This is a genomic window from Domibacillus indicus (genome assembly GCF_000970685.1).
GTDB lineage: Bacteria > Bacillota > Bacilli > Bacillales > Domibacillaceae > Domibacillus > Domibacillus indicus.
This window is the reverse complement of the sequence record NZ_LAJB01000011.1, coordinates 145,139-165,115: the sequence shown is the minus strand read 5'-3', so window position 1 is coordinate 165,115 and position 19,977 is coordinate 145,139. Positions and strand designations below refer to the sequence as shown.

At 45.2% G+C, this 19,977-nt stretch carries 21 protein-coding genes; 13 read left to right on the top strand and 8 right to left on the bottom strand.

The window, feature by feature from the left end; genetic code table 11:
• Both VP98_RS13585 and VP98_RS13580 read right to left on the bottom strand, forming a co-directional pair.
• Nucleotides 1–331 (bottom strand): DUF1641 domain-containing protein (locus VP98_RS13585; RefSeq protein ID WP_156151394.1); only part of this gene is annotated, 331 nt, incomplete at its 3' end.
• 58 nt (nucleotides 332–389) lie between these two features.
• Nucleotides 390–1,532 (bottom strand): zinc-dependent alcohol dehydrogenase, encoded by a 1,143-nt coding sequence (locus VP98_RS13580; protein ID WP_046175923.1) that lies wholly within the window; start codon nucleotides 1,530–1,532, stop codon nucleotides 390–392.
• A 161-nt stretch (nucleotides 1,533–1,693) separates the two neighbouring features.
• Between VP98_RS13580 and VP98_RS13575 the strand changes: the two genes are divergently transcribed.
• Nucleotides 1,694–2,158: a DinB family protein gene (locus VP98_RS13575; RefSeq protein WP_046175922.1), complete on the top strand. Its 465-nt coding sequence runs from the start codon at nucleotides 1,694–1,696 to the stop codon at nucleotides 2,156–2,158.
• A gap of 247 nt (nucleotides 2,159–2,405) precedes the next feature.
• On the opposite strand, the gene hxlB is transcribed toward VP98_RS13575, so the two are convergent.
• From hxlB to VP98_RS13560, 3 genes are all read right to left on the bottom strand, one after another.
• Nucleotides 2,406–2,951, bottom strand: a complete 546-nt coding sequence (gene hxlB, locus VP98_RS13570; RefSeq protein WP_046175921.1) for a 6-phospho-3-hexuloisomerase — start codon at nucleotides 2,949–2,951, stop codon at nucleotides 2,406–2,408.
• Nucleotides 2,951–3,592, bottom strand: a complete 642-nt coding sequence (hxlA, locus tag VP98_RS13565) for a 3-hexulose-6-phosphate synthase (RefSeq protein WP_046175943.1) — start codon at nucleotides 3,590–3,592, stop codon at nucleotides 2,951–2,953. The genes hxlB and hxlA overlap by 1 nt, the downstream gene beginning before the upstream one ends.
• A gap of 140 nt (nucleotides 3,593–3,732) precedes the next feature.
• A complete protein-coding gene (locus VP98_RS13560) occupies nucleotides 3,733–4,107 on the bottom strand; it encodes a winged helix-turn-helix transcriptional regulator (protein WP_046175920.1) in 375 nt (124 codons plus the stop codon).
• 150 nt (nucleotides 4,108–4,257) lie between these two features.
• Here VP98_RS13560 and VP98_RS13555 point away from each other — a divergent pair, with 150 nt between their 5' ends.
• Nucleotides 4,258–5,232: a Gfo/Idh/MocA family protein gene (locus VP98_RS13555; RefSeq protein WP_046175919.1), complete on the top strand. Its 975-nt coding sequence runs from the start codon at nucleotides 4,258–4,260 to the stop codon at nucleotides 5,230–5,232.
• An 11-nt stretch (nucleotides 5,233–5,243) separates the two neighbouring features.
• Here the strand turns inward: VP98_RS13555 and VP98_RS13550 are convergent, their stop codons facing one another.
• Both VP98_RS13550 and VP98_RS13545 read right to left on the bottom strand, forming a co-directional pair.
• A complete protein-coding gene (locus VP98_RS13550; RefSeq protein WP_046175942.1) occupies nucleotides 5,244–5,987 on the bottom strand; it encodes a YqjF family protein in 744 nt (247 codons plus the stop codon).
• 34 nt (nucleotides 5,988–6,021) lie between these two features.
• Nucleotides 6,022–6,501, bottom strand: coding sequence for a hypothetical protein (locus VP98_RS13545; RefSeq protein WP_052712244.1), 480 nt, complete (start codon nucleotides 6,499–6,501; stop codon nucleotides 6,022–6,024).
• Between the two features lie 125 nt (nucleotides 6,502–6,626).
• Here VP98_RS13545 and VP98_RS13540 point away from each other — a divergent pair, with 125 nt between their 5' ends.
• The gene (locus tag VP98_RS13540) at nucleotides 6,627–7,073 is read left to right on the top strand and encodes a DUF4385 domain-containing protein (RefSeq protein ID WP_046175918.1); all 447 of its coding nucleotides are present in this window, start codon (nucleotides 6,627–6,629) and stop codon (nucleotides 7,071–7,073) included.
• On the opposite strand, the gene corA is transcribed toward VP98_RS13540, so the two are convergent.
• Nucleotides 7,070–8,020 carry a magnesium/cobalt transporter CorA gene (corA, locus tag VP98_RS13535; RefSeq protein WP_046175917.1) on the bottom strand — a complete coding sequence of 317 codons (951 nt, stop codon included), beginning with the start codon at nucleotides 8,018–8,020 and terminating at the stop codon, nucleotides 7,070–7,072. The genes VP98_RS13540 and corA overlap by 4 nt on opposite strands.
• Before the next feature lie 188 nt (nucleotides 8,021–8,208).
• Here corA and nikA point away from each other — a divergent pair, with 188 nt between their 5' ends.
• The 10 genes from nikA (at nucleotide 8,209) to VP98_RS13485 (ending at nucleotide 19,973) form a co-directional block, all read left to right on the top strand.
• Complete coding sequence (gene nikA / locus VP98_RS13530; protein ID WP_046175916.1) at nucleotides 8,209–9,741, top strand: nickel ABC transporter substrate-binding protein; 1,533 nt, start codon at nucleotides 8,209–8,211, stop codon at nucleotides 9,739–9,741.
• On the top strand, nucleotides 9,742–10,686 hold the full coding sequence (gene nikB / locus VP98_RS13525; protein WP_046175915.1) for a nickel ABC transporter permease: 945 nt from the start codon (nucleotides 9,742–9,744) through the stop codon (nucleotides 10,684–10,686).
• Nucleotides 10,687–11,529, top strand: a complete 843-nt coding sequence (nikC, locus tag VP98_RS13520) for a nickel transporter permease (protein WP_046175914.1) — start codon at nucleotides 10,687–10,689, stop codon at nucleotides 11,527–11,529. It begins immediately after the preceding gene.
• Complete coding sequence (locus VP98_RS13515; RefSeq protein ID WP_046175913.1) at nucleotides 11,526–12,329, top strand: ATP-binding cassette domain-containing protein; 804 nt, start codon at nucleotides 11,526–11,528, stop codon at nucleotides 12,327–12,329. Before nikC ends, VP98_RS13515 begins: the two co-directional genes overlap by 4 nt.
• Nucleotides 12,326–13,126: an ABC transporter ATP-binding protein gene (locus VP98_RS13510; protein ID WP_156151393.1), complete on the top strand. Its 801-nt coding sequence runs from the start codon at nucleotides 12,326–12,328 to the stop codon at nucleotides 13,124–13,126. The genes VP98_RS13515 and VP98_RS13510 overlap by 4 nt, the downstream gene beginning before the upstream one ends.
• Nucleotides 13,123–14,451 (top strand): MATE family efflux transporter, encoded by a 1,329-nt coding sequence (locus tag VP98_RS13505; protein WP_046175912.1) that lies wholly within the window; start codon nucleotides 13,123–13,125, stop codon nucleotides 14,449–14,451. The genes VP98_RS13510 and VP98_RS13505 overlap by 4 nt, the downstream gene beginning before the upstream one ends.
• 72 nt (nucleotides 14,452–14,523) lie before the next feature.
• The gene (locus VP98_RS13500) at nucleotides 14,524–15,426 is read left to right on the top strand and encodes a catalase family peroxidase (protein ID WP_046175911.1); all 903 of its coding nucleotides are present in this window, start codon (nucleotides 14,524–14,526) and stop codon (nucleotides 15,424–15,426) included.
• 101 nt (nucleotides 15,427–15,527) lie between these two features.
• On the top strand, nucleotides 15,528–16,946 hold the full coding sequence (locus VP98_RS13495; protein ID WP_231584180.1) for an N-acetylmuramoyl-L-alanine amidase: 1,419 nt from the start codon (nucleotides 15,528–15,530) through the stop codon (nucleotides 16,944–16,946).
• 61 nt (nucleotides 16,947–17,007) lie between these two features.
• Entirely contained in the window at nucleotides 17,008–17,724 is a 717-nt protein-coding gene (locus tag VP98_RS13490) for an MBL fold metallo-hydrolase (protein WP_046175910.1), read from the top strand.
• 101 nt (nucleotides 17,725–17,825) lie between these two features.
• On the top strand, nucleotides 17,826–19,973 hold the full coding sequence (locus tag VP98_RS13485) for a type IA DNA topoisomerase (RefSeq protein ID WP_046175909.1): 2,148 nt from the start codon (nucleotides 17,826–17,828) through the stop codon (nucleotides 19,971–19,973).
• The last annotated feature ends 4 nt before the right edge of the window (nucleotides 19,974–19,977 follow it).

Genomic DNA, 19,977 nt, shown 5'->3' with positions numbered 1-19,977 from the left:
CCGGAAGCTTCGGCTTTTCAATGCCCATTCCACTTAGGAAAGACAAAAGAAACGCCATTGCTTTTTTTGTTTCCGGTGCTGCCAGAGTTCGAAGCATTGACCCGTAGCTGGCTTCCTTGTTTTCAGATTGAACAGCCCCGTGCAGGCCGCCGTTTATTTTCTCGATAAATGGATTCATATCTTCAATATTGACTTTTCCAAGTGCGCCCAGCATAAGCAGCGTATTTTTAATAATCTTAGCGACTTCCGGCTTGTCCGTTGCTTTTACAAGAACATCAAGGTCACTCCGCTTCCCAGCCGGCGGCGTTTCTGGAAAGACAGGCGTTTTCAATCAGCCTCTAACTTTGTCTACACTCTCAATCCGCCCTGTAAAAGGGCGGATTTCTTGGTTATGGCTTTAATACGACTTTGATGCACTCGTCCGCATGCTCGTCGAAAATTTTGTAGGCGTCTGCTGCCTGCTCAAGAGGCACTTTGTGAGTAATGATTTCCGTTGGGTCAATTTCACCGGCTGTTATTTTTTCGAACAGTTCCGGCATATAGTGGATAACCGGTGCCTGCCCCATTTTAACGGTAATGTTTCGTTCAAATAAATAGCCAAGCGGGAACATGTTGTACAGTGAGCCATATACGCCAGTCAGCTGAATCGTTCCGAATTTGCGTACCGCTCTCAAGGCAATCTCGATGGCGCTTAATGTTCCGCCCTGCAATTTTAGCTTTTGCTCGATTGTTTCGACCGGAGATTTTTTTCCGTCCATGCCGACACAGTCAATGACAATATCAGCACCGCCGTTTGTAATTTCTTTTAAATGATCGCCCATATTTTTGTACTCGGAGAAGTTGAAAACTTCAACATTGTTCATTTTTTTTGCGTGAGCGAGGCGATATGGCACGTGGTCAACCGCAATAACACGCTTGGCGCCTTTCATCCATGCAAACTTCTGTGTCATCAGGCCAACCGGGCCGCAGCCGAGGACAACCACAGTGTCTCCCGCTTTTACACCGGAATTTTCAACGCTCCAATAAGCAGTCGGCAGAACATCTGACAAAAATAAAACCGATTCATCTTCTAATTCACATGATTCGGGGATTACAAAAGGCATAAAGTTCCCGTACGGCACGCGCAAAAGCTCCGCCTGGCCGCCAGGGAAGTTTCCGTAACGCTGAGTAAAGCCAAAGTAGCCGCCGGTATCCAGATGAGGGTTAAGGTTGGAATTGTCACACTGACTCTCCATATCGTGATTACAATAGAAGCACTGTCCGCAGGAAACATTAAACGGCAGGACGACACGGTCGCCTTTTTTTACCTTTGTAACTTCCGGACCGACTTCTTCTACAATCCCCATTGGTTCATGGCCAATAACATAGTCGTCTTCCGCCGGCGGCAGCGCCCCTTTATAAATATGTAGGTCGGACCCGCAAATGGCTGTAGAGGTGATGCGGACGATGATATCTTCTCTCTCGCGAATCGTTGGATCAGCTACATTCTTTACCTGCATGTTTTTAACGCCCTGATACGTAACTGCGCGCATAAAAAAACCTCCTAATAGTTGAATAGTTTTCTTTACCCGCATAACAAAATATTATTCTAGCAAAAATTGCTCTTTTTACCTTTTCCCTTCGCAGGGTGTTTTTGGGCTGTTATAGTTAAAAATAACAATGTTAACTTAAAAGAGTGAGGGAGGAGAAAAACATGCAGAATTTATATGATTATCATGCATGGGCCAATGAGCAAATGCTTGGCCATATTCTGCAGCAGTTTCCTGATGTTTTCACTAAGCCGGCAACGGGGCCTTTTTCATCCATTGCCCGGACATTCGAGCATATATACGAGGTGGACAAAATTTGGTTTTCGCGTATGGCGGGAAAAAATCTTCCGCCTGCTGATGGAGCAGAATTTACCGATGTGCAGCAGGCAAAAGAGGCATTTAATTCTTTATCAAAACAAATAAGTTCCTTTTTAAGGCGGGAGCCACATGGGAATAAGATGATCTGCTATAAGGATTTAGAAGGGAATTCGTTTCAAAATACTTTGTCTGAGCTTGTTACGCATATTGTAAACCATGGAACATCCCATCGTGGAAACATAGTGGTTATGCTTAGAGAAGCGGGATACAGAAGCTGTCCGACTGACTATATTTATTTTCTGAGAAGATAATAGCGAACCTGCCCGATTCAGTATAATGGAAAAGAGAACTGCCGTGCAAAGCGGCAGTTCTCAGAGTGTAGACAAAGTTAGAAAGCAGGCTGATTGAAAACGTTTGGCTTTCCAGGAACGCCGCCGTGCTGGGAAGCGGAGTGACCTTTTGGGGTCATGAGCATTCACAGCCGGCAAGTGACGCCGAAAGCAAGCGTTTTCAATCAGCCTGAGAACTGCCGTGCAAAACGGCAGTTCTTTTTTGCGTCTATTCCAGATTGGCATGCCGTCCGTACATATTGCCGGAGTTCATTCCGCGTTTTTCCATGATTTCTAAGATGAGTGAGTCGTAAAATAGCAGCAGGCTTTGCTCAAACAGAGAGCCCATCGGCTGGATCGATTTATTGCTTGTGTCGGCTTTTGTCTGGGCCGGAAGCTCAATGACAAGATCCGCAAGCCGGCCGATTGAAGAGTCTGGCACAATGGTAACGGCTGCCACAGATGCCCCGATGGACTTCGCTTTTTCCGCCATCGCGGCCAGGCTTTTCGTTTCACCGGAACCAGAACCGATGATTAATAAATCCTCTTCTTGTAAATTCGGCGTAATCGTTTCGCCGACAACGTATGGATCTAAGCCAACATGCATCATCCGCATCGCAAATGATTTTGCCATAAATCCGGAACGTCCGGCACCGGCAACGAAGATTTTCTTCGCTTCAAGAATGCGGTTTACAAGCTGGGCAGCATCCTCATCGCGGATCAGGCCGGCTGTCGCCTGAATTTCGTGTAAAATACGTTCAAGCTGCTTCGTCATTAAGCATTAACTGCTTCTTTGATTAATTTTTGCATTTCAGCAGCCGCTGCTTTTTTGTCTTCCTTGCTTGTAATGCCGCCGCCGACAATGACAAGATCCGGCTGCTCCTGGATCACTTCAGGAAGCGTCTCAAGCTTAATGCCGCCTGCAATAGCTGTTTTAGCATTTTTCACAACGCTTTTGATTGTATGAAGATCTTCAAAAGAATTTTTGCCGGCTGCCTGCAAATCATAGCCGGTATGAACACAAATATAATCAACGCCAAGCGCATCCAATTCCCGGGCGCGTGTTTTAATGTCTTTTACGGCGATCATATCAACAAGAATTTGCTTGCCCTGTTTTTTTGCTTCTTCCACCGCGCCTTTAATGGAAGCATCCTCTGCCTGAGCCAGGATTGTTACGATGTCAGCTCCGGCTGCTGATGCCTGTGATACTTCATAGCCGGCTGCGTCCATAATTTTAAGGTCAGCGAGCACATCCAGGTCAGGGAACGCGTCTTTCATTGCTTTAACAGCGTGAAGCCCTTCATTGATGATAACAGGTGTACCGATTTCAACGATATCAACATGCTCCTGTACTTCTTTTACAAGCTCGATGCCTTCTGGAATGTTCACAAGATCTAGTGCTAACTGTAGTTTCATGATGAATTCTCCTTTTTTGTTTGATGTCTGTTCATTGTAAAGCGATGCGGGCCAAAAAAGAAGTACGCACTTTAAACTCATATAGTGCGAAAAAGTATACTGTAAAATCAAAAAAGGCATGCAGCTGCATGCTCCTTTGGTTACTTATTATGTCCAATTTTCATGGAAGGTTCATCTACTTGTTCTTCAATAAATTCCTTATATTTCTTGCCCCAGTCATACATGGATTCCAGGATTGGCATTAACGTCCGTCCCTGGTCCGTTAATGAGTATTCCACTTTTGGCGGTACTACTGGATATACTTCACGATGCACGATAAAATCGGATTCAAGCTCGCGCAGCTGGTTCACAAGCATCCGCTGTGTAATACCCGGCATCAGCGATTTCAACTCATTAAACCGCTTTGTGCCTTCTTTTCCTAAATGCCAGAGAATCAGCATTTTCCATTTGCCGCCGATCACGGCCAGTGTTAATTCTTTTTCACAGTTATAGTCTCTTGCGCATACATGTCCCATCTCTTCGCCTCCTATGGTAAACAGTATACGGAGAGCAGGTACATACGAAAAGAAAACTGCTTACAGACCAGTTGATTCTGGAAAGCTTTACTGAGAAAATGGACAGGAGGAAAGGACTTTGTATATTTTTACAGAAAAGAGGAACTGGATATGAATGTTGCTACGATAGGAACAAGTTCTATCACAGAGCGGTTTATTGATGCATTAAGCAGGACAGATGCGCTCACCTTTGCCGGTGCTTACTCCCGGACGGCCCCTAAAGCGGAAAAACTGGATGCGCCAAAGATTTACACAGATTTAAAAGACCTGGCAGCTGATCAAACGATTGATATTGTTTATATTGCTTCGCCGAATTCCCTTCACTTTGAACAGGCAGCTTTTTTGATGAAGCATAAAAAGCATATTATTTGCGAAAAACCAATGTTTTCAACGTCGGATGAATTAACAGAAGCCTTTAAAATAGCGGATCAAAATGGTGTTTTTTTATTCGAAGCTTTTCGTAACCTTTATACGCCAAATCATGACAGATTAAAAGCGGCTGTTGAAAAAGCTGGTCCTCTTCGCCATTCGTTTTTTCAATATATGAAGTATTCATCGCGTTATGATAACGTGCTTGCAGGGGAAGAGCCGAATATTTTTTCACCCGTTTTCTCGGGAGGAGCCCTTGTTGATTTAGGAGTATACCCGATCAGCCTGGCGGTATCCTTATTCGGGAAACCTGAAAAGATTTCTGCCCATGTCACGATGCTGCCAACAGGAGTAGACGGGAGCGGGTCAGTTATTCTCGATTATGGCAGCCATGTATGCACAACAATGTTTTCAAAAATTACGAATTCTTACCTGCCGGGTGAAATCAGCGGAGAAAACGGAACCATTAGTCTTGACCATGTTGCTCCCATTTCAAGTGTTGAATTTACAGAACGGCGCACCGGTGAAAAAGAACAGCTGGCTGTACAGGAAGAAGAAAACGATATGATGTATGAAGCAGAGGCCATTGCAGCCGCCATTCAATCAAAGGATCAGGACACATATCAGTATTTCAGGGATATTAGTGAAACAGTTATCCGTATTACAGAAGAAGCCCGGAAGCAGACAAATATTGTTTTTGCGGCAGAGACAGAATAAGAAAAACGTGTTTACCTTGCTTTTTTTAAAGGCCAGGTGAACACGTTTTTTTGATGGGAAAAATGGGCGAGCGGTTTTTGGCTTAACATATAATCCGGAACCAAAGAGGGCATAGCCTGGTCGTGAATCATACAAGAGGCCTCCGCTACGCGCCAGCGGTCATGGTGGATATCTCCGCGGAAAATATGGCGTCCTTTTTGTACCCAAAAGCAGTAACGCTCCAGCAGCCAGCTGTCCAGGCTGCCTTCTTCTGGAACAAAAATCGGTGAGGAAGGAGAGTAAGATACTTTAAAACTCTCTGTGATCGTTCCAAATTGAGTGCGCACTGAATGAAAATGGACGACTTGATTTTGTATGGACATACTCATGCCGGCATGATAATACGGCAGAAAAGAAGCCATTTTGGCTCCGAGCATTACAGGCCATTTATCCGTACCAAGACGGAAAAAATAAACACCGGGAATCCCGTCGTATTTAATATACGTCCGAACATTTAATTCAAGATAAGTATGATAAAAAGGAAAACGCGGAAGGCCGCGCAGCCGGGTATGACAGGCTAAAAAAGGAATAATGCTGATCCAGGCCTGCCCTTCAAACAAATCAAGTGAAAAAGCGTTTGGAATATGCTTCTTCAACAATTCTCCAGGGACTGGCCAGTGAATAAAAAGCATGTGATCCCAGCGCTGTTTCATTATCCATGGATAGGAAGGCGGCGGAAAAGGGCGTTGATTCGTTTCTTTAAATTCTAAAGGCAATCCGGAAAGCTCCTTTCTGCTTTTTATCAGCTGCTTACCGCTTGCCCTGATCAAGATCCAGGTCTACTGCATCCTCTTCTTTTTTTGGTTCCGTTGCTTTTTCTATAAGAGAGGTTATTTTTTCATCTGCATCTTCCACCAGCGGCTTCATTTTTTCTAAATCAGGATTGTCTTTTTTGGCTTCATCAATAAGCGGGTAAAGGCTTTTTTCAATGGCGGCATAATCTTCTGGATATTGTTCTTCAACTTGAGCTTCTGCCAGGTCCCAGTGTTCTTCGAGACTTCCACCGGTTTCTTGAATGGTTTCACTGCTTTCAGGAGACTCAAGATCCGTGTTTAGTCTGAGCAGCATGCTTTGTACATTTTGCAGCTTATTAGGGAGATCACGTGCATTTTCTTCAACTGTATCCGTTTCTGTATCCAGAACAGGCTGTTCACTTTCATCTGTTCCGCAGCCGGCAGCCAGTATTCCTGTTAAAAACAAAGAAGCGGCAATAGAATAAGTTTTTTTCATAATGAATCTCCTTTTTATTCTTTTTCTACTACTATTTACAAATGAAGTGGTTTTAAACATTATTTTTGTATCATCCGGGTACTTAAAAAAGCAGGTGGAAAAAAGAAAAAAAGGGGAGAAAGGCAATGGCATTTGACTATTCACTTGATTTTAATGAAATTGACTTTCGAAAGGAACCGGAAAAATACCGGGTTGGGCGCGGAGAGCAGGGGGTATTGCTGGTAGAACCTTACAAAAGTGAAATTTTGCCGCACTGGCGTTTTAAAACACCGGCAATTGCCAGGGAATCATCTGAGAAAATTTACGAAATGTTTTTAGAATACAAAAAGAAGGATGACTTTGTCGGGATGGACATGGCCCGGAAATTTTTGCAGATGGGTTATACCCGTGCGCGCCGTTACACCAATTATAAAGGCGGACGGAAATACGATAAAAATGGAAATGTAAATGAGCGTGCGATTGACGAAGAAAAAGCAAAATCTGCGGCCATTTTCGAAGTGAAATGGAAAATGGCACGCGAAGATGCAGAATATTTGAAGATGAAAAAAGCGCATCAAAAGAAGTACGGTTAATGATCCTGCTTAAACCAGCCTTTTTTCCAAAAGAAAACAAACATAGTAATCGAGATGCCGGCCATTAATCCAAGAACAGCGAAATAGCCATACTGCCAGTGGAGCTCAGGCATATGATCGAAATTCATTCCATAAATACCGGCGATAAACGTAAGGGGCATGAAAATGGTTGTAATGACAGTCAGGGTCATCATAATACTGTTCATCCGATTTGAGTTAACGGACAAATAGCTGTCCCGTATATCCTTTGTAAGCTCCCTGTTTGATTCAACAATTTCTGTCAGCATAAGCAAGTGGTCATAAATATCTTTAAAATATACTTTGCTTTTTTTGGTAAGCTGAATACGCTCGGAATTAAGAACCCGGTACAAAAGCTCTCTCATTGGAAAAATGACCCTGCGCAGCTTTAGCAGCTCTTTTCGGATATCAAATAAGTCGTCCGCCTGATATTGATCTGATTCTTCCGCCTCAAGCTGGATCAAACTGTCTTCGATTTGATAGACACTTGGAAAAAACCGGTCAACAACCTTATCCAGCAAATGGTATAAAATTTGAACGGGATTTAAATTCTTTATCTTTTTTGCATCAAACAGCCTGTTCCAGACGGTATCTACTTCGGCGGATTTCCGGCGGTGAAAGGTAACAATAAAATTTGAGCTCCAAAAAATATCAATTTCTTCCGGAGAGAGTGTTTTTTGATTAATGGATTGAATAATCATGAAGCTATGGTTGTCATAATAATCAAGCTTTGGCCTTTGAATAAACTGGAGGCAGTCTTCAATAGCCAGCGGGTGAAAAGCAAAAAAGTCCTGTAAAATGGCCGATTCTTCATTTGTGGGCTGATCAAGATCCACCCAGTACCAGAGAATATTCTCGCCGTGTAACTGCTCGAGCGGCACATTATGCAAAATAGTTTGCTCAGCTGTAATGGCTGCTGTTCGAATCATATCAATCACCTTCTTTTTTGTTCAAGCCATTAACAGTATACAGGAATTTGAATGTTTATGGGAAAGCGGATAAGCGTCGTCTACATAAAGCGGCATTTCTTTTTTAAATCGTAATAATGACGATTTACAATCAGCAGAACCTGTGATACGATTGTTTTCATTAAAAAGAAACAGTGGAGGATTATGGGATGAAAAAGCAATTCTTTGGAATGCTGGTTATAGTAATGAGTCTATTTTTTCTGGCAGCCTGCTCAGAAGGGAATGATGGAAAGACCGATTCAACCGGAACAAAAGAAGTGAGCCTGCTGTTTAACTTTTCGACTGACTCGCTTGATCCAAATGTGGATGCTGTGTATATTCCTCTTCGGGCGGGAATAACCGAGACACTTGTTCACTTAAATGATGAAACACTTCAAATTGAACCATGGCTAGCGGAGAGCTGGAAAAGCGATGACGGCCAAAATTGGACAATTCAGCTGCGTGACGGCGTAACCTTTCAAAATGGCAAAGCAGTTGACGGGACGGCTGTAAAAGCATCACTTGAACGGGCCATGAAGGACAACCCGGCTGTGGAGACAGCATTAAAAATCCAATCAATAAAAGCGGAAGGAAATACACTTTACATAAAGACAACCAGCCCGTTTGCGGAATTTCCATCCGAGCTCGTCCACCCGAATACCTCCATTGTAGATGTGGCTGAAACAGATTTCGTTAATAAACCAGTAGGAACGGGTCCGTTTAAAATTGCTTCTTTTACACCTGGATCAGAAGTAAGGGTTGAACGTTATGACGATTACTGGGATGGAGCAGCAAAGCTGGATTCAGCGGTTTTACGTTTTAATGAAGATGCCAATGCCCGTTCGCTTGCACTTCAATCAGGAGAGGCTGACATTGTTTTTCGTCCGGAAGCGGAAAGCCTGGATACACTTCGGGCACTCCCGGGTGTAACAGTCGATTCAGAGGAGACGTTTCGTGTCCATCAGTTGACGATGAACATGGAATCCGGTCCGCTTGCTGATATTCATGTCCGCAAAGCAATAGATGCGCTTATTGACCGTGAGGCGATCGTGGAGAATGTTTTGCTTGGACTTGGACAGGCTGCAGAAGGTCCTTTTCCATCTACATTCTCTTTTGCTCCTGATTACCCGGAAAAGAAGCAGGGGACGGAAGCAGCAAAACAGTATTTAAAAGAAGCCGGTTATACAGAAAAAGATGGCGTCATGACAAAAAACGGCCAGCCGTTAAAGCTGAAGCTTATCACATACAACGGCCGTCCCGAATTGCCGCTTATTTCCCAGGTTTTCCAGTCGGAAGCAAAAAAAATCGGCATTCAGGTGGAGATTCAGCTTGTTGAAACACCGGAAGATTATATGGCAGCCAACAATGACTGGCAGCTTTCTATGTACAGCAATTTAACGGCTCCCCGAGGCGACGCGGGCTACTATTTAAACGCCACCTATCATCCCGATGGAGCGCTTCACTTTAGCGGCTTAAATGATGATAAGCTGACGGCTATGATCGATCAATTAAATGCAACGGTGGGACAGGAAGAACGGTCGGCTGAAGCCAAAAAAATTGCTTCTTACATTGATGAACAAATGTATCATTCTTTTATTGTTCATCCAAATTCGCTTGTTGCCTATTATTCAAATAAAGTAGAGAGCTGGATAACGACGAAAAGTGAATATTATATGCTGACAAATGAGCTGGATGTGAAGTAAATGATCGGAGTAATTGGAAAAAGACTGGCGGAAGTGATCATTTTTGTACTGATTTTGTCTTTTGCCAGTTTTGTCTTTGTCCGCCTGGCACCTGGTGATCCAGTGTTGTCTATTCTGCGTGTGGATGATGTTTCAGTGACAAAAGAACAAATTGAAGCTATGCGTGAAGAGCTTGGGTTCAATGATCCGCTGCTTATCCAATATGGGCACTGGCTGCTTGATTTTATCAAGTTTGATTTCGGCACATCTTACGTATCGGGGCAGCCTGTCATGTCGATGATGATGAGCGCGCTTCCGGCAACGCTTGAACTGGCAGGAGGATCGCTGCTTGTCCTCATTTTATTTTCAGTTCCGCTCGGTTCGCTGGCGGCTCTTTATAAAGGAAGCTGGGTAGACCACGCCAGCCGTATTGTCTCAATGATTGGTGCGGCGGTACCCAGCTTTTGGCTTGGTTTAATTCTTATTGACCTGCTTGCGGTTCGGGCCGGCTGGTTTCCGACGATGGGGAGAAATGGCCTTTACTCATTGATTCTTCCCTGTCTTACACTTGGACTCGCTATGTCCGGCGTGTATGTCCGGCTTTTGCGGGCAAGCTTGCTCGAGTCAATGGGGCAGGAGTTTATCCGTGCTGGACGCGCAAGAGGATTATCGGAAACGCGTCTTTTTTTTACCTATACTCTTCGCCACAGTCTGCCGCCGATCGTGACGGTTTTTGGATTGAGCCTTGGCAGCTTAATTGGCGGTGTTGTCGTTATTGAAGTGATTTTTTCTTATCCTGGAATTGGAAAGCTGGTAGTCGATTCTATCCGGCAGCGGGATTATCCAGTGATCCAGGGATACATGCTCATTATGGCGGCAGTTGTGTTTATCGTTAACAGCCTGGTTGATCTCTCATACCAATTCATTAACCCGGGCTTGAAAATGAACGAAAGGAAAGAGGGTTAAATGGACGCACTGGTTATAAAAAAACAGACGAAAAATCGTCTGGCCATTGCTTTAACGGCAGGGCTTTTCGTTTGTCTGGCGGGGATGATGGCATATGTGTTTTTTGTGCTCAAACATGATCCGCTGCTTGTTAATTTAAATGAGCGGCTGCAGCCGGCGAACCTTGAGCATCCGCTAGGAACCGATCATTTAGGACGTGATGTTCTAACGCGGCTGATCGTTGGCGCCCGGTACACAATTGGATATGGAGTGCTTGCCCTGGCTATTGCAGCCCTCATCGGCATTCCTTTTGGGCTGCTGTCTGGTTTAAAAGGAGGAATTATAGACCGTTTATTTATGCGGACAGCAGACGCTTTCCTGGCGTTTCCCGACACAATTGTTGCCATTGTGCTGAGCGGTTTACTCGGTGCCGGTATTGAACAGCTGCTTTTCGCCATTGTGATGGTGAAGTGGGTCAGCTATGCTCGGATTGTCCGCAGCACCGTGCTGACAGAACGTGATAAGGATTATATGCTGGCCGCGGCTATTAATGGCCTGTCCACCTGGTCCATTATGAAAAAGCATTTATTTCCGCATGTGGCGGGCCATGTGGTCGTGCTGGCGAGCCTGGACCTTGGCAAGATTATTTTGCTGATTTCCGCGCTCTCTTATATTGGGCTTGGTGCACAGCCGCCTGTGCCGGAATGGGGAGCGATGCTGAATGACGCAAGACCCTATTTTCAGTCTGCCCCATCTCTTATGCTTTATCCTGGCCTGGCGATTGCCGGCGTTGTGTTATTGTCCAACATAGCGGGTGACTACTTAAGGGATCATTTTGATGTGAAAAAGGAAGTGAAAGAATGACTGCCTTGTCTGTAGAAAATGTAACGATAAAAGCCGGAAGCCGACCGATTATTCATAATCTTTCCTTTCATCTGAATAAAGGTGAGTGGCTGGCGCTGGTCGGGCAAAGCGGGAGCGGCAAAAGCATGACAGCGTCTGCCGTGGGGCGGATACTGCCGCCAAATGTCACGGCAGAAGGACGGATTCTTTATGAAGGACAAAATCTGCTTGAGCTTCGGCCGGCTGCTATGCGGAAGCTGCGGGGCAAAAAAATCTCATTTGTTTTCCAGGAATACAAACAAGTTTTTAATCCCTTTATGACGATTGGACGTCATTTTGATGAGTATCAGCGCACACATGAAAGCAAATCTAAAAAGGAACGAATTTTACAGGCGAAGGAAGCACTGGTATCTGTCAGCCTGCCCGAGTCGTTTTATTCCAGGTACCCATCCGAGCTAAGCGGCGGGCAGCTGCAGCGCGCTGCGATTGCCCTGGCTCTTTTGTTAAAGCCTGATCTGCTAATTGCAGATGAACCGACAACAGCGCTTGACAGTGTAACAGCTTTTTCAATGTTAGAATTGCTTTCGAATTTGCAAAAAAAAGTAAACTGCTCGATTTTATTTGTTACACATGATTTGCGCCATGTTCGCCGCTATGCGGATCGGGTCGCCATTATGCATGAAGGAACGATTATTGAAGCAGGATCTAAAGAGCAGATTTTCAAGCAGCCGTTCCATCCTTATACAAAGCAGCTGCTTGCAGCCGTCCCAACACTTCGTAATGCAGCTGAAATCGAGCCGCGGAGTGTGGTGAACCGATGAACTTTATCGAAGAAGTATTGCGTGTAGACGCTGTAAGCAAACAATACACACGCGGCCATCAAGCGCTGTCTGATATTTCTTTTACTCTAAAAAAAGGAATGTGCATCGGGCTTGTTGGAGAAAGCGGGAGCGGCAAAAGCACACTTGCTAAATGTATTTTAATGGTTGAGAAACTGGATAGCGGCGGTGTCTGGCTGAATGGGCAGCCGCTCCATCAAATGAAGAAAAAAGCCATGCAGCAGGAGAGAAAAGCGATGCAGGCTGTTTTTCAGCATCCGGCTGCATCATTAAATCCGAAAATAAAAATAATTGATTCATTAATGGAGCCGCTCGACGTTCAGAAAAACAAGCGGCCTTCTTTTTTGCCGGCTGAAAAGAAGTATACGAGAGAGGCAGCAGCTGTGCGTTTAATGGAGATGGTCGGACTTTCGCCCTCGTACCTTCGGGTGTATCCTCATGAACTGAGCGGCGGCCAAAAACAGCGTATCGCCATTGCAAGAGCGATCAGCACGGAGCCGGCCCTTATTATTCTGGATGAGCCGACTGCAAGCCTTGATGTTCTGGCTCAGGCGGATATTTTGCAGCTGCTAAAAAGCCTTAAATTCCAGTTAGGACTTTCTTATTTATTTATTTCCCATGATTTAGCGGCTGTGCAGTTTTTAAGTGACTATATTCTTGTTATGCGGCACGGCCGAATTGAAGACCGGTTTGATAAAAAGCATTTATTTTCACAGGACAGGCATTCATATACAAAAAAATTAATTCATGTATTTGAGTCTCAGGAGGATCAGCAGTGAAGCATCGAACGTATTTAGCTTTAGCACTCCCGCTAACGGTTTCCACTATTACAACACCGCTTCTTGGAGCCGTGGATACAGCGGTTGTTGGCTGGCTGCCTGATCCGTCATATATTGGCGGCGTGGCGATTGGAACCATTATTTTCAATACTATGTACTGGCTTTTCGGTTTTCTGCGCGTTAGTACGTCAGGCTTTACGGCCCAGGCACGCGGCGGAGGTGATCCGCTTGAAGAAAAAAGCGTTTTTCTTCGCTCATTTGGACTGGCGCTGGTGATTGGCGCCCTGTTTATTTTGCTGCAATGGCCCATTGTGAAGCTCGCCTTCGCCATTATAAATCCCGATGAAGCGGTTCGGTCACTGGCATCCGATTATTTTGGTATCCGAATATGGGGCGCGCCATTTGCTTTAATGAATTACGTTATTATCGGCTGGCTGATGGGAATGTCTTTTATTAAGGCGACTCTTTTGCTGCAGCTCTGGATGAATGCAACGAATATTGTGCTGGACATTTTGTTTGTTAAAGTATTTTCATTTGGCGTGCCGGGCGTCGCTGCCGCAACGCTTACGGCGGAAATATCCGCTTTTATTATCGGCCTGTTTATGATTCGGAAGTTTTCGGGCATCAGCTTTCAGGATGTAAAGGGGGCTGGCTTGATAAAGGGAGCGCCGCTTTTAAAAATGCTGGCTGTTAACCGGGACTTAATGATCCGGACAATATGTCTTTTAACCGTTTTTAATTTGTTTACCGCTAAAGGAGCCTCATTCGGAACAGAGGTGCTTGCAGCGAATGCCATTCTTCTTCAAATTCATTATATTATGGCTTATTTTTTTGACGGCTTTGCCAATGCATCAAGTATTTTAACCGGGAAGGCAGTCGGCTCGCAGGATGAAAGATTATTCAGAAGAACAGTACTCCTGTCATGCCAATGGGCAGGAACGATGGCGTTGCTGCTGACTGTTGGATATTACGTTTTCAGTGAGACTATTATTGGTTTATTTACAAACTTGCCTGAAGTGGCCCAGCTGGCAGAGCAATACAGCCTCTGGATTCTTTTCTTCCCGGCAAGCGCAGCATTCGGTCTTGTCCTGTATGGTGCTTTTACCGGTGCTTCAGAAGTGGCGCCGGTTCGCAATTCAATCATGCTGGCCCTTGTTGTTTATCTTGTTGTTCAGTTTGTTTTTATTCCTCATCTCCAAAACCATGGACTGTGGCTGGCTTTTATAAGCTTTACAATAGGCCGTTCTGTATTTCTTGCCGCTTATGTTCCATCGCTGGGCAGGAAGCTGTTTCCCGCAGACCGCCGGACGGCCGCATCCAACTAAAAGCCTTTGCTGATTTCTATGGATCAGCAAGGGCTTTTTTGGGTATGGATGAATACAAAAGGAGGCGGTTATATGGAAAATAATGATAACAGTTTAGCTGAAACAGCCATTGAATCTATTGAAGCATTAATGGGGAAACATCCGGGCTATCGCCGTGCACATGCAAAAGGAAGCTATTATGAGGCCATTTTTACGCCGAATGGACAGGCAGCCGCCTACACTACAGCGGCTCATCTGCAGCAGAAAGCCGTGAAAGCAGTTGTCCGTTTTTCTGACAGCTCGCCGAATCCAAAAATGATTGACGGTTTGTCACCTGTAAAAGGCATGTCTGTTGAATTTCATTTGCCGGCCGGGGAAGTCACATATTTAGTCGGCGTCACAGTGCCCGTTTTTTTAACGAAAACGCCAGAAGCTTTTGTTGAAATGCTTCGGCTGGCAGCTGAGAAGCCGGGACCGCGGGATTTGGTGAAAATGTTGATAAAATATCCCGAAAGCAAAGCGGCTTTTCGAATTATAAAGAATACAAAGCCTTTCCTCAGCTATTCAACAAGCTGTTATTATCCTATCCATGCTTTTTATTTTGTTAATAAAGAGGGGAAGCGGCAGGCTGTGAAATATAAATGGGTGCCAGACGAAACATTCAGCCTTGAAGCGAAAAAAGAAGCCGCCATCCACACGATGGATTATTTGGAGAAAGAACTGGATGAGCAGCTGCCGGTCGGTTTTACATTGTATGTTACTCTTGGAGAAGAAGGAGATCCGGTTGATGATTCGACAGCATCCTGGCCGGAGGAGCGAACCACCTTCGCGGCCGGCCATCTTAAAATAAGACAAAAAATACAGCAGCCGAACGATCAGGTTATTTTTGATCCAACCATTGTCCCGCGAGGAATTGAGTGTTCGGCTGACCCTGTGTTGCATGCCCGTCCGAATATTTATGCTGCTTCATTTAAACGTCGAAAAATGGGTCTGTAACACAAATGAAATATAATTGACTCGAAAAAAAAGTTAAAATGATACCAATGAAACCGATGTAATGGTTAGAAGCAGCATATTTTTCGAATGGAGGCAACAAAGTGAAAAAATGGATAACTTTCGCCTTGGCGTTTTGCATGCTCCTTTCCCTTTTGGGCATCCAGACGCCTGTTCAGGCAGCAGGCTTTGTGGATGTGCCGTCGCGGGCTTTAAATGAAGTGAACTACCTCGTCCAGGGCGGGGTTGTCCAGGGGTCTTCACCGACTACATTTAATCCTTACCAAACCATTACACGGGCCGAGGCAGCGACTTTTGTCGGACGAGCCATCCAGCTGGATGGCACAAAGCGTCAAACGCGGTTTAATGATGTAAACCCGGGAAGCTTTGCAGCAGGATATATCGAATCCATTGCAGCTAAAGGAATTATGTCAGGTGATTCAAGTGGAAAGTTTTCTCCTGAAAAGCTCGTTACGCGTGGAGAAATGGCCATCATTATCGCGAAAGCATTTGGCTATACAGGAAATGCGGAAACCGCGCTTATGAACCTTGGGATTGCCAGCGGCATGAGCAACGGCTCGTTCGGTTCGAGCCAGACGATTACGCGGGCTGATTTCGCTGTGTTTTTATCCCGGGCTATTAATCCGGATTTTCGTTTAAAACAGAGCGTTACATTTTCTTCTAAACTGAAATCAACGGCCAATAATTTAAATATACGGACAGGTCCGTCGACAGCTTATCCGTCAATTGGAAAAATTCCGGCAGGTACATCTGTCACAGGTGCCTTTTCGGTGGGCGGCTGGATGTTTGTGAAAACGGGAAGTGTAACAGGCTTTATCAGTACGTACTATTTATCAGGTTCCACTGGATCAGGAACAGTGACTGAACCGGCAACGCCGCCAGCTTCACCAGCGCCGCCAGCAGCAGAAATCGATTCGCGGATTCCCACTCAAACGATTATCCTTGATCCAGGGCATGGCGGGACTGATCCGGGTGCTGTAAATGGAAGTTTAAGAGAAAAAGATATTGTTCTCAATGTCGGACTTAAAGTAAACAAACTATTTGAGCAGACACCGTTTAAAGTAAAAATGACAAGATCAACCGATACTTTTATTAAGCTGGCTGACCGCTCTGCTTTTGCAAAAAATAATAAAGGAAATGTGTTTGTCAGCATCCACGTTAATTCATCAACAAACAGCAGCGCAAACGGTACAGAAACATTTTATTATGCGGCAGGCAACCCATATGTTACAGACAGCAAGCTGCTTTCGTCAAAAATTCAAGCACGCATGCTCGAAGCGTGGGGACTAAAAGACCGCGGAATTAAAAACGGCAACCTTTCTGTCCTGCGGGAAAATAACATGCCGGCAGCGCTCGCTGAACTTGGCTTTATCTCAAACGCAGGCGATTCAGCAAAAATGAAAAACGAAGCGGCGTTATCTAAAATATCTGTCGCTATCTATAACGGAATCCTTGATTACTATAAAGCAAAGGGTTACGATATTACTGCACTTTACAGATAAGCAAGCAGCCTCCATGGATAAGATGGAGGCTGTTTTTTTAAACTCAAGGAGGGATTTTAAAATGGTTCGTATTCAAAAATCAGGCACATTATACCAGCTTTCGTTTCTGCCGTCCTTTTTTCCTGTAAATTGTTATATTGTCGAAGAAAAAACCTTTCTTACATTAATAGATGCCGCCCTGCCATTTAGTGTAAAAGCGATAATGAATATGGTAAAACAGCTCGAAAAGCCAATTGAGCATATTGTGCTCACACATGCCCATGAAGATCATATTGGAGCAGTTGATGCACTAAAAGATATTTTGCCTGATGTACCCGTTTATTTATCCGAGCGTGATACAAGGCTGATTGAAGGTGATCTGTCAGTTGATGCGGACGAGCCGCAAAAGCCTATTAAAGGCGGCGTTCCAAAAAGGATGAAAACGCGCCCGGATGTGCAGCTGAAAGAAGGAGACCGGATTGGTTCTTTGGAGGCTTTTCTCACGCCGGGCCATACACCGGGCTCAATGTCTTTTTACGATCATCGGACTGGCCAGCTGGCTGCCGGCGATGCTTTTCAAACAAAAGGCGGGCTTGCGGTCAGCGGAACAGTTAAACCAATTTTTCCGTTTCCGGCGCTCGCGACCTGGGATAAAAAAACGGCTATCGAGAGTGCCAGGCGGCTTCAAGACGTTCATCCCACATTGCTTGCTGTCGGTCACGGCAATATGGTAAGTGAGCCTGCAGCCCTTATTCGCCAGGCCATTGGAGAAGCAGAAAGGAAGCTGGAGAAGAAATAAGTGAAGCAGCGTACTGCTTCGCTTTTTGTGTTTGCTAAATCAGATGTACGCTCTTATAATGAAGTTATCGAACGCGTGTTTTATTGATCGGAGGGAAATGAATGCAGGCGATTATTGCCGAAAAGGCTTCACAGGCACAGGCGCTGGCAGCTCCGTTTCGCCATGTGAAAAAAGAGACACATATTGAGATTGCACCTTGTGAAACATTTCGGAACGGGGCTCTTCTTGCCTGGTGCAGCGGCCACTTGTTTGAGATTGTACCGCCCCACGAAATGGACCCGAAATTAAAGAGATGGCATCTTGAAACACTCCCAATGATTCCGGAAACGTTTAAATATAAAGTTATTCCTGCTAAGACAAGCCGGTTTAAAGCGGTGAAAGAGATCATTAGAAATCCAGCCGTTACAGAAATCATTGCTGCAGGCGATCCTGCACGGGAAGGAGAGCTGATTGTCCAGCTCGTTGTCCGCATGTCGGGCATCAATAAGCCGATGCGCCGCCTCTGGGTCAGCAGCCTGACACCGAAAGCGGTCGAGCAGGCCTTTTTGAACCTGCGGCCGATTGAAGAAACCATGCCTCTATATCATGAGGCTATGGCGCGAAGCTATGCGGACTGGCTGATTGGCATGAATGCCAGCCGGGCTTACACGCTGCTTATTCAATCAAAAACAAAAGGAGCAGGGCGGGACGTCTACGCGGTCGGCCGCGTTCAAACGCCTACACTGGCTCTTGTTGTGAAACGCGAAAAAGAAATTCTTGATTTTGTATCCAGGCCTTTTTATGAAGTTGTTGCTTCGTTCAACATAAACGGAGCGGTTTATGAAGGAAAATATACGAAAGAAAAAGAGACGCGTTTTTATGAGAAAGAAGACGCGGAAGCGATTCGGGAAGAATGTGCTGGAAAGAAAGCCGGTGTCGTGAAAGTAAAAACAGAAAATAAGCCCGTACCGCCGCCTGCTCTTCATAGTCTTTCTACTCTACAGGCTCTAGCGAACAAGCGGTTTAATTTTTCGCCAAAAAGAACGCTGGAAATCACACAGTCACTGTATGAAAAGTCTTACGTTACGTACCCAAGGACAGACAGCAATCACGTAAACCCGGAGGAAGCAGCAGCTTTTCCTGAGATTTTAACGAAGCTGTCCCGTCTTGAGCCGTACGAAAAATGGGCGGCTGAGACAACCCGCTCCATTATGTCGGATAAAAGATACGTTGATTCAAAAAAAGTAAGCGACCATTATGCGATTATTCCAACAGAGAAAGTGCCCTCACTGCATTCGTTAAGTGGGGACGAGCGAAAAATCTATGACATGATTGCCCGGTCACTGATTGCGGCGCATTATGGACCCGCGGTTTTTGCCCATTCAAGCATTCAAACGGATATTGGGCCGCATTCGTTTATTACGAATGGAAAACGGCTGCTCCAGCCAGGCTGGCGGCCTGTCCTGTTTGAAAATGAAAAAGAAGATGTACTGCTGCCGGATGTTCAGGAAGGGCAAAGCGGACTTGCCGAAGAGGTAAAAGTAATAGAAGGAAAAACAGTTCCGCCCAAGCGCTACACAGAGGGCGAACTCATTACAGCCATGAAAAATATCGGGCATGGAATGGAAGACAAAGAGCTTGGCAAAATATTAAAAGCTGTTTCGGGGCTTGGAGAAGAAAGCACGCGCTCTAATATCATGGAGCGGCTAAAGCAGCTCGATTACATGAAAATCGAACAGCACCGGATTGTGCCGACGGCTAAAGCGTTTATTTTAATTGATGCCGTTCAAAATACACTGCTTGCTTCACCGGAGCTCACCGGTCGATGGGAGCAGCGCTTAAAAGAAATTGGCCAGGGGGAAGCACCGGCAAATGTATTTATTGAACAATCCAAACGGCTTGCGGAAAAAATTGTCCGGGATGCCGTTCAGCATTCCGAGGACTGGACATTTGATGCACCGGCGAAAGACCGGGCGCCCGATGAAAACCAGCCGCTTGGCCCATGCCCGAAATGTGGCAGCCCGGTTGTAGATAAAAGAAAGTTTTACGGCTGTTCTGCTTACCAGTCATCAAAATGCAGCTTCACGCTCGGTAAAAAAATGCTGGGAAAAACCATCAGCGTGACAAATGCTAAAAAGCTTCTTACGAAAGGGAAAACTAATTTAATTAAAGGGTTTAAAGGAAAGCGCCCTTTTGACGCTTATCTTATTTGGAAAGATAGAAATGAAGGCACAGTCCAATTCGAATTTAAATCTTCAAAAGCCAATTGAAAGA

Coding starts and splice junctions, on each gene's coding strand:
- VP98_RS13580 (WP_046175923.1), bottom strand. CDS start 1,532: ATGCGCGCAGTTACGTATCAGGGCGTTAAAAACATGCAGGTAAAGAAT.
- VP98_RS13575 (WP_046175922.1), top strand. CDS start 1,694: ATGCAGAATTTATATGATTATCATGCATGGGCCAATGAGCAAATGCTT.
- hxlB (WP_046175921.1), bottom strand. CDS start 2,951: ATGACGAAGCAGCTTGAACGTATTTTACACGAAATTCAGGCGACAGCC.
- hxlA (WP_046175943.1), bottom strand. CDS start 3,592: ATGAAACTACAGTTAGCACTAGATCTTGTGAACATTCCAGAAGGCATC.
- VP98_RS13560 (WP_046175920.1), bottom strand. CDS start 4,107: ATGGGACATGTATGCGCAAGAGACTATAACTGTGAAAAAGAATTAACA.
- VP98_RS13555 (WP_046175919.1), top strand. CDS start 4,258: ATGAATGTTGCTACGATAGGAACAAGTTCTATCACAGAGCGGTTTATT.
- VP98_RS13545 (WP_052712244.1), bottom strand. CDS start 6,501: ATGAAAAAAACTTATTCTATTGCCGCTTCTTTGTTTTTAACAGGAATA.
- VP98_RS13540 (WP_046175918.1), top strand. CDS start 6,627: ATGGCATTTGACTATTCACTTGATTTTAATGAAATTGACTTTCGAAAG.
- corA (WP_046175917.1), bottom strand. CDS start 8,020: ATGATTCGAACAGCAGCCATTACAGCTGAGCAAACTATTTTGCATAAT.
- nikA (WP_046175916.1), top strand. CDS start 8,209: ATGAAAAAGCAATTCTTTGGAATGCTGGTTATAGTAATGAGTCTATTT.
- nikB (WP_046175915.1), top strand. CDS start 9,742: ATGATCGGAGTAATTGGAAAAAGACTGGCGGAAGTGATCATTTTTGTA.
- nikC (WP_046175914.1), top strand. CDS start 10,687: ATGGACGCACTGGTTATAAAAAAACAGACGAAAAATCGTCTGGCCATT.
- VP98_RS13515 (WP_046175913.1), top strand. CDS start 11,526: ATGACTGCCTTGTCTGTAGAAAATGTAACGATAAAAGCCGGAAGCCGA.
- VP98_RS13510 (WP_156151393.1), top strand. CDS start 12,326: ATGAACTTTATCGAAGAAGTATTGCGTGTAGACGCTGTAAGCAAACAA.
- VP98_RS13500 (WP_046175911.1), top strand. CDS start 14,524: ATGGAAAATAATGATAACAGTTTAGCTGAAACAGCCATTGAATCTATT.
- VP98_RS13490 (WP_046175910.1), top strand. CDS start 17,008: ATGGTTCGTATTCAAAAATCAGGCACATTATACCAGCTTTCGTTTCTG.
- VP98_RS13485 (WP_046175909.1), top strand. CDS start 17,826: ATGCAGGCGATTATTGCCGAAAAGGCTTCACAGGCACAGGCGCTGGCA.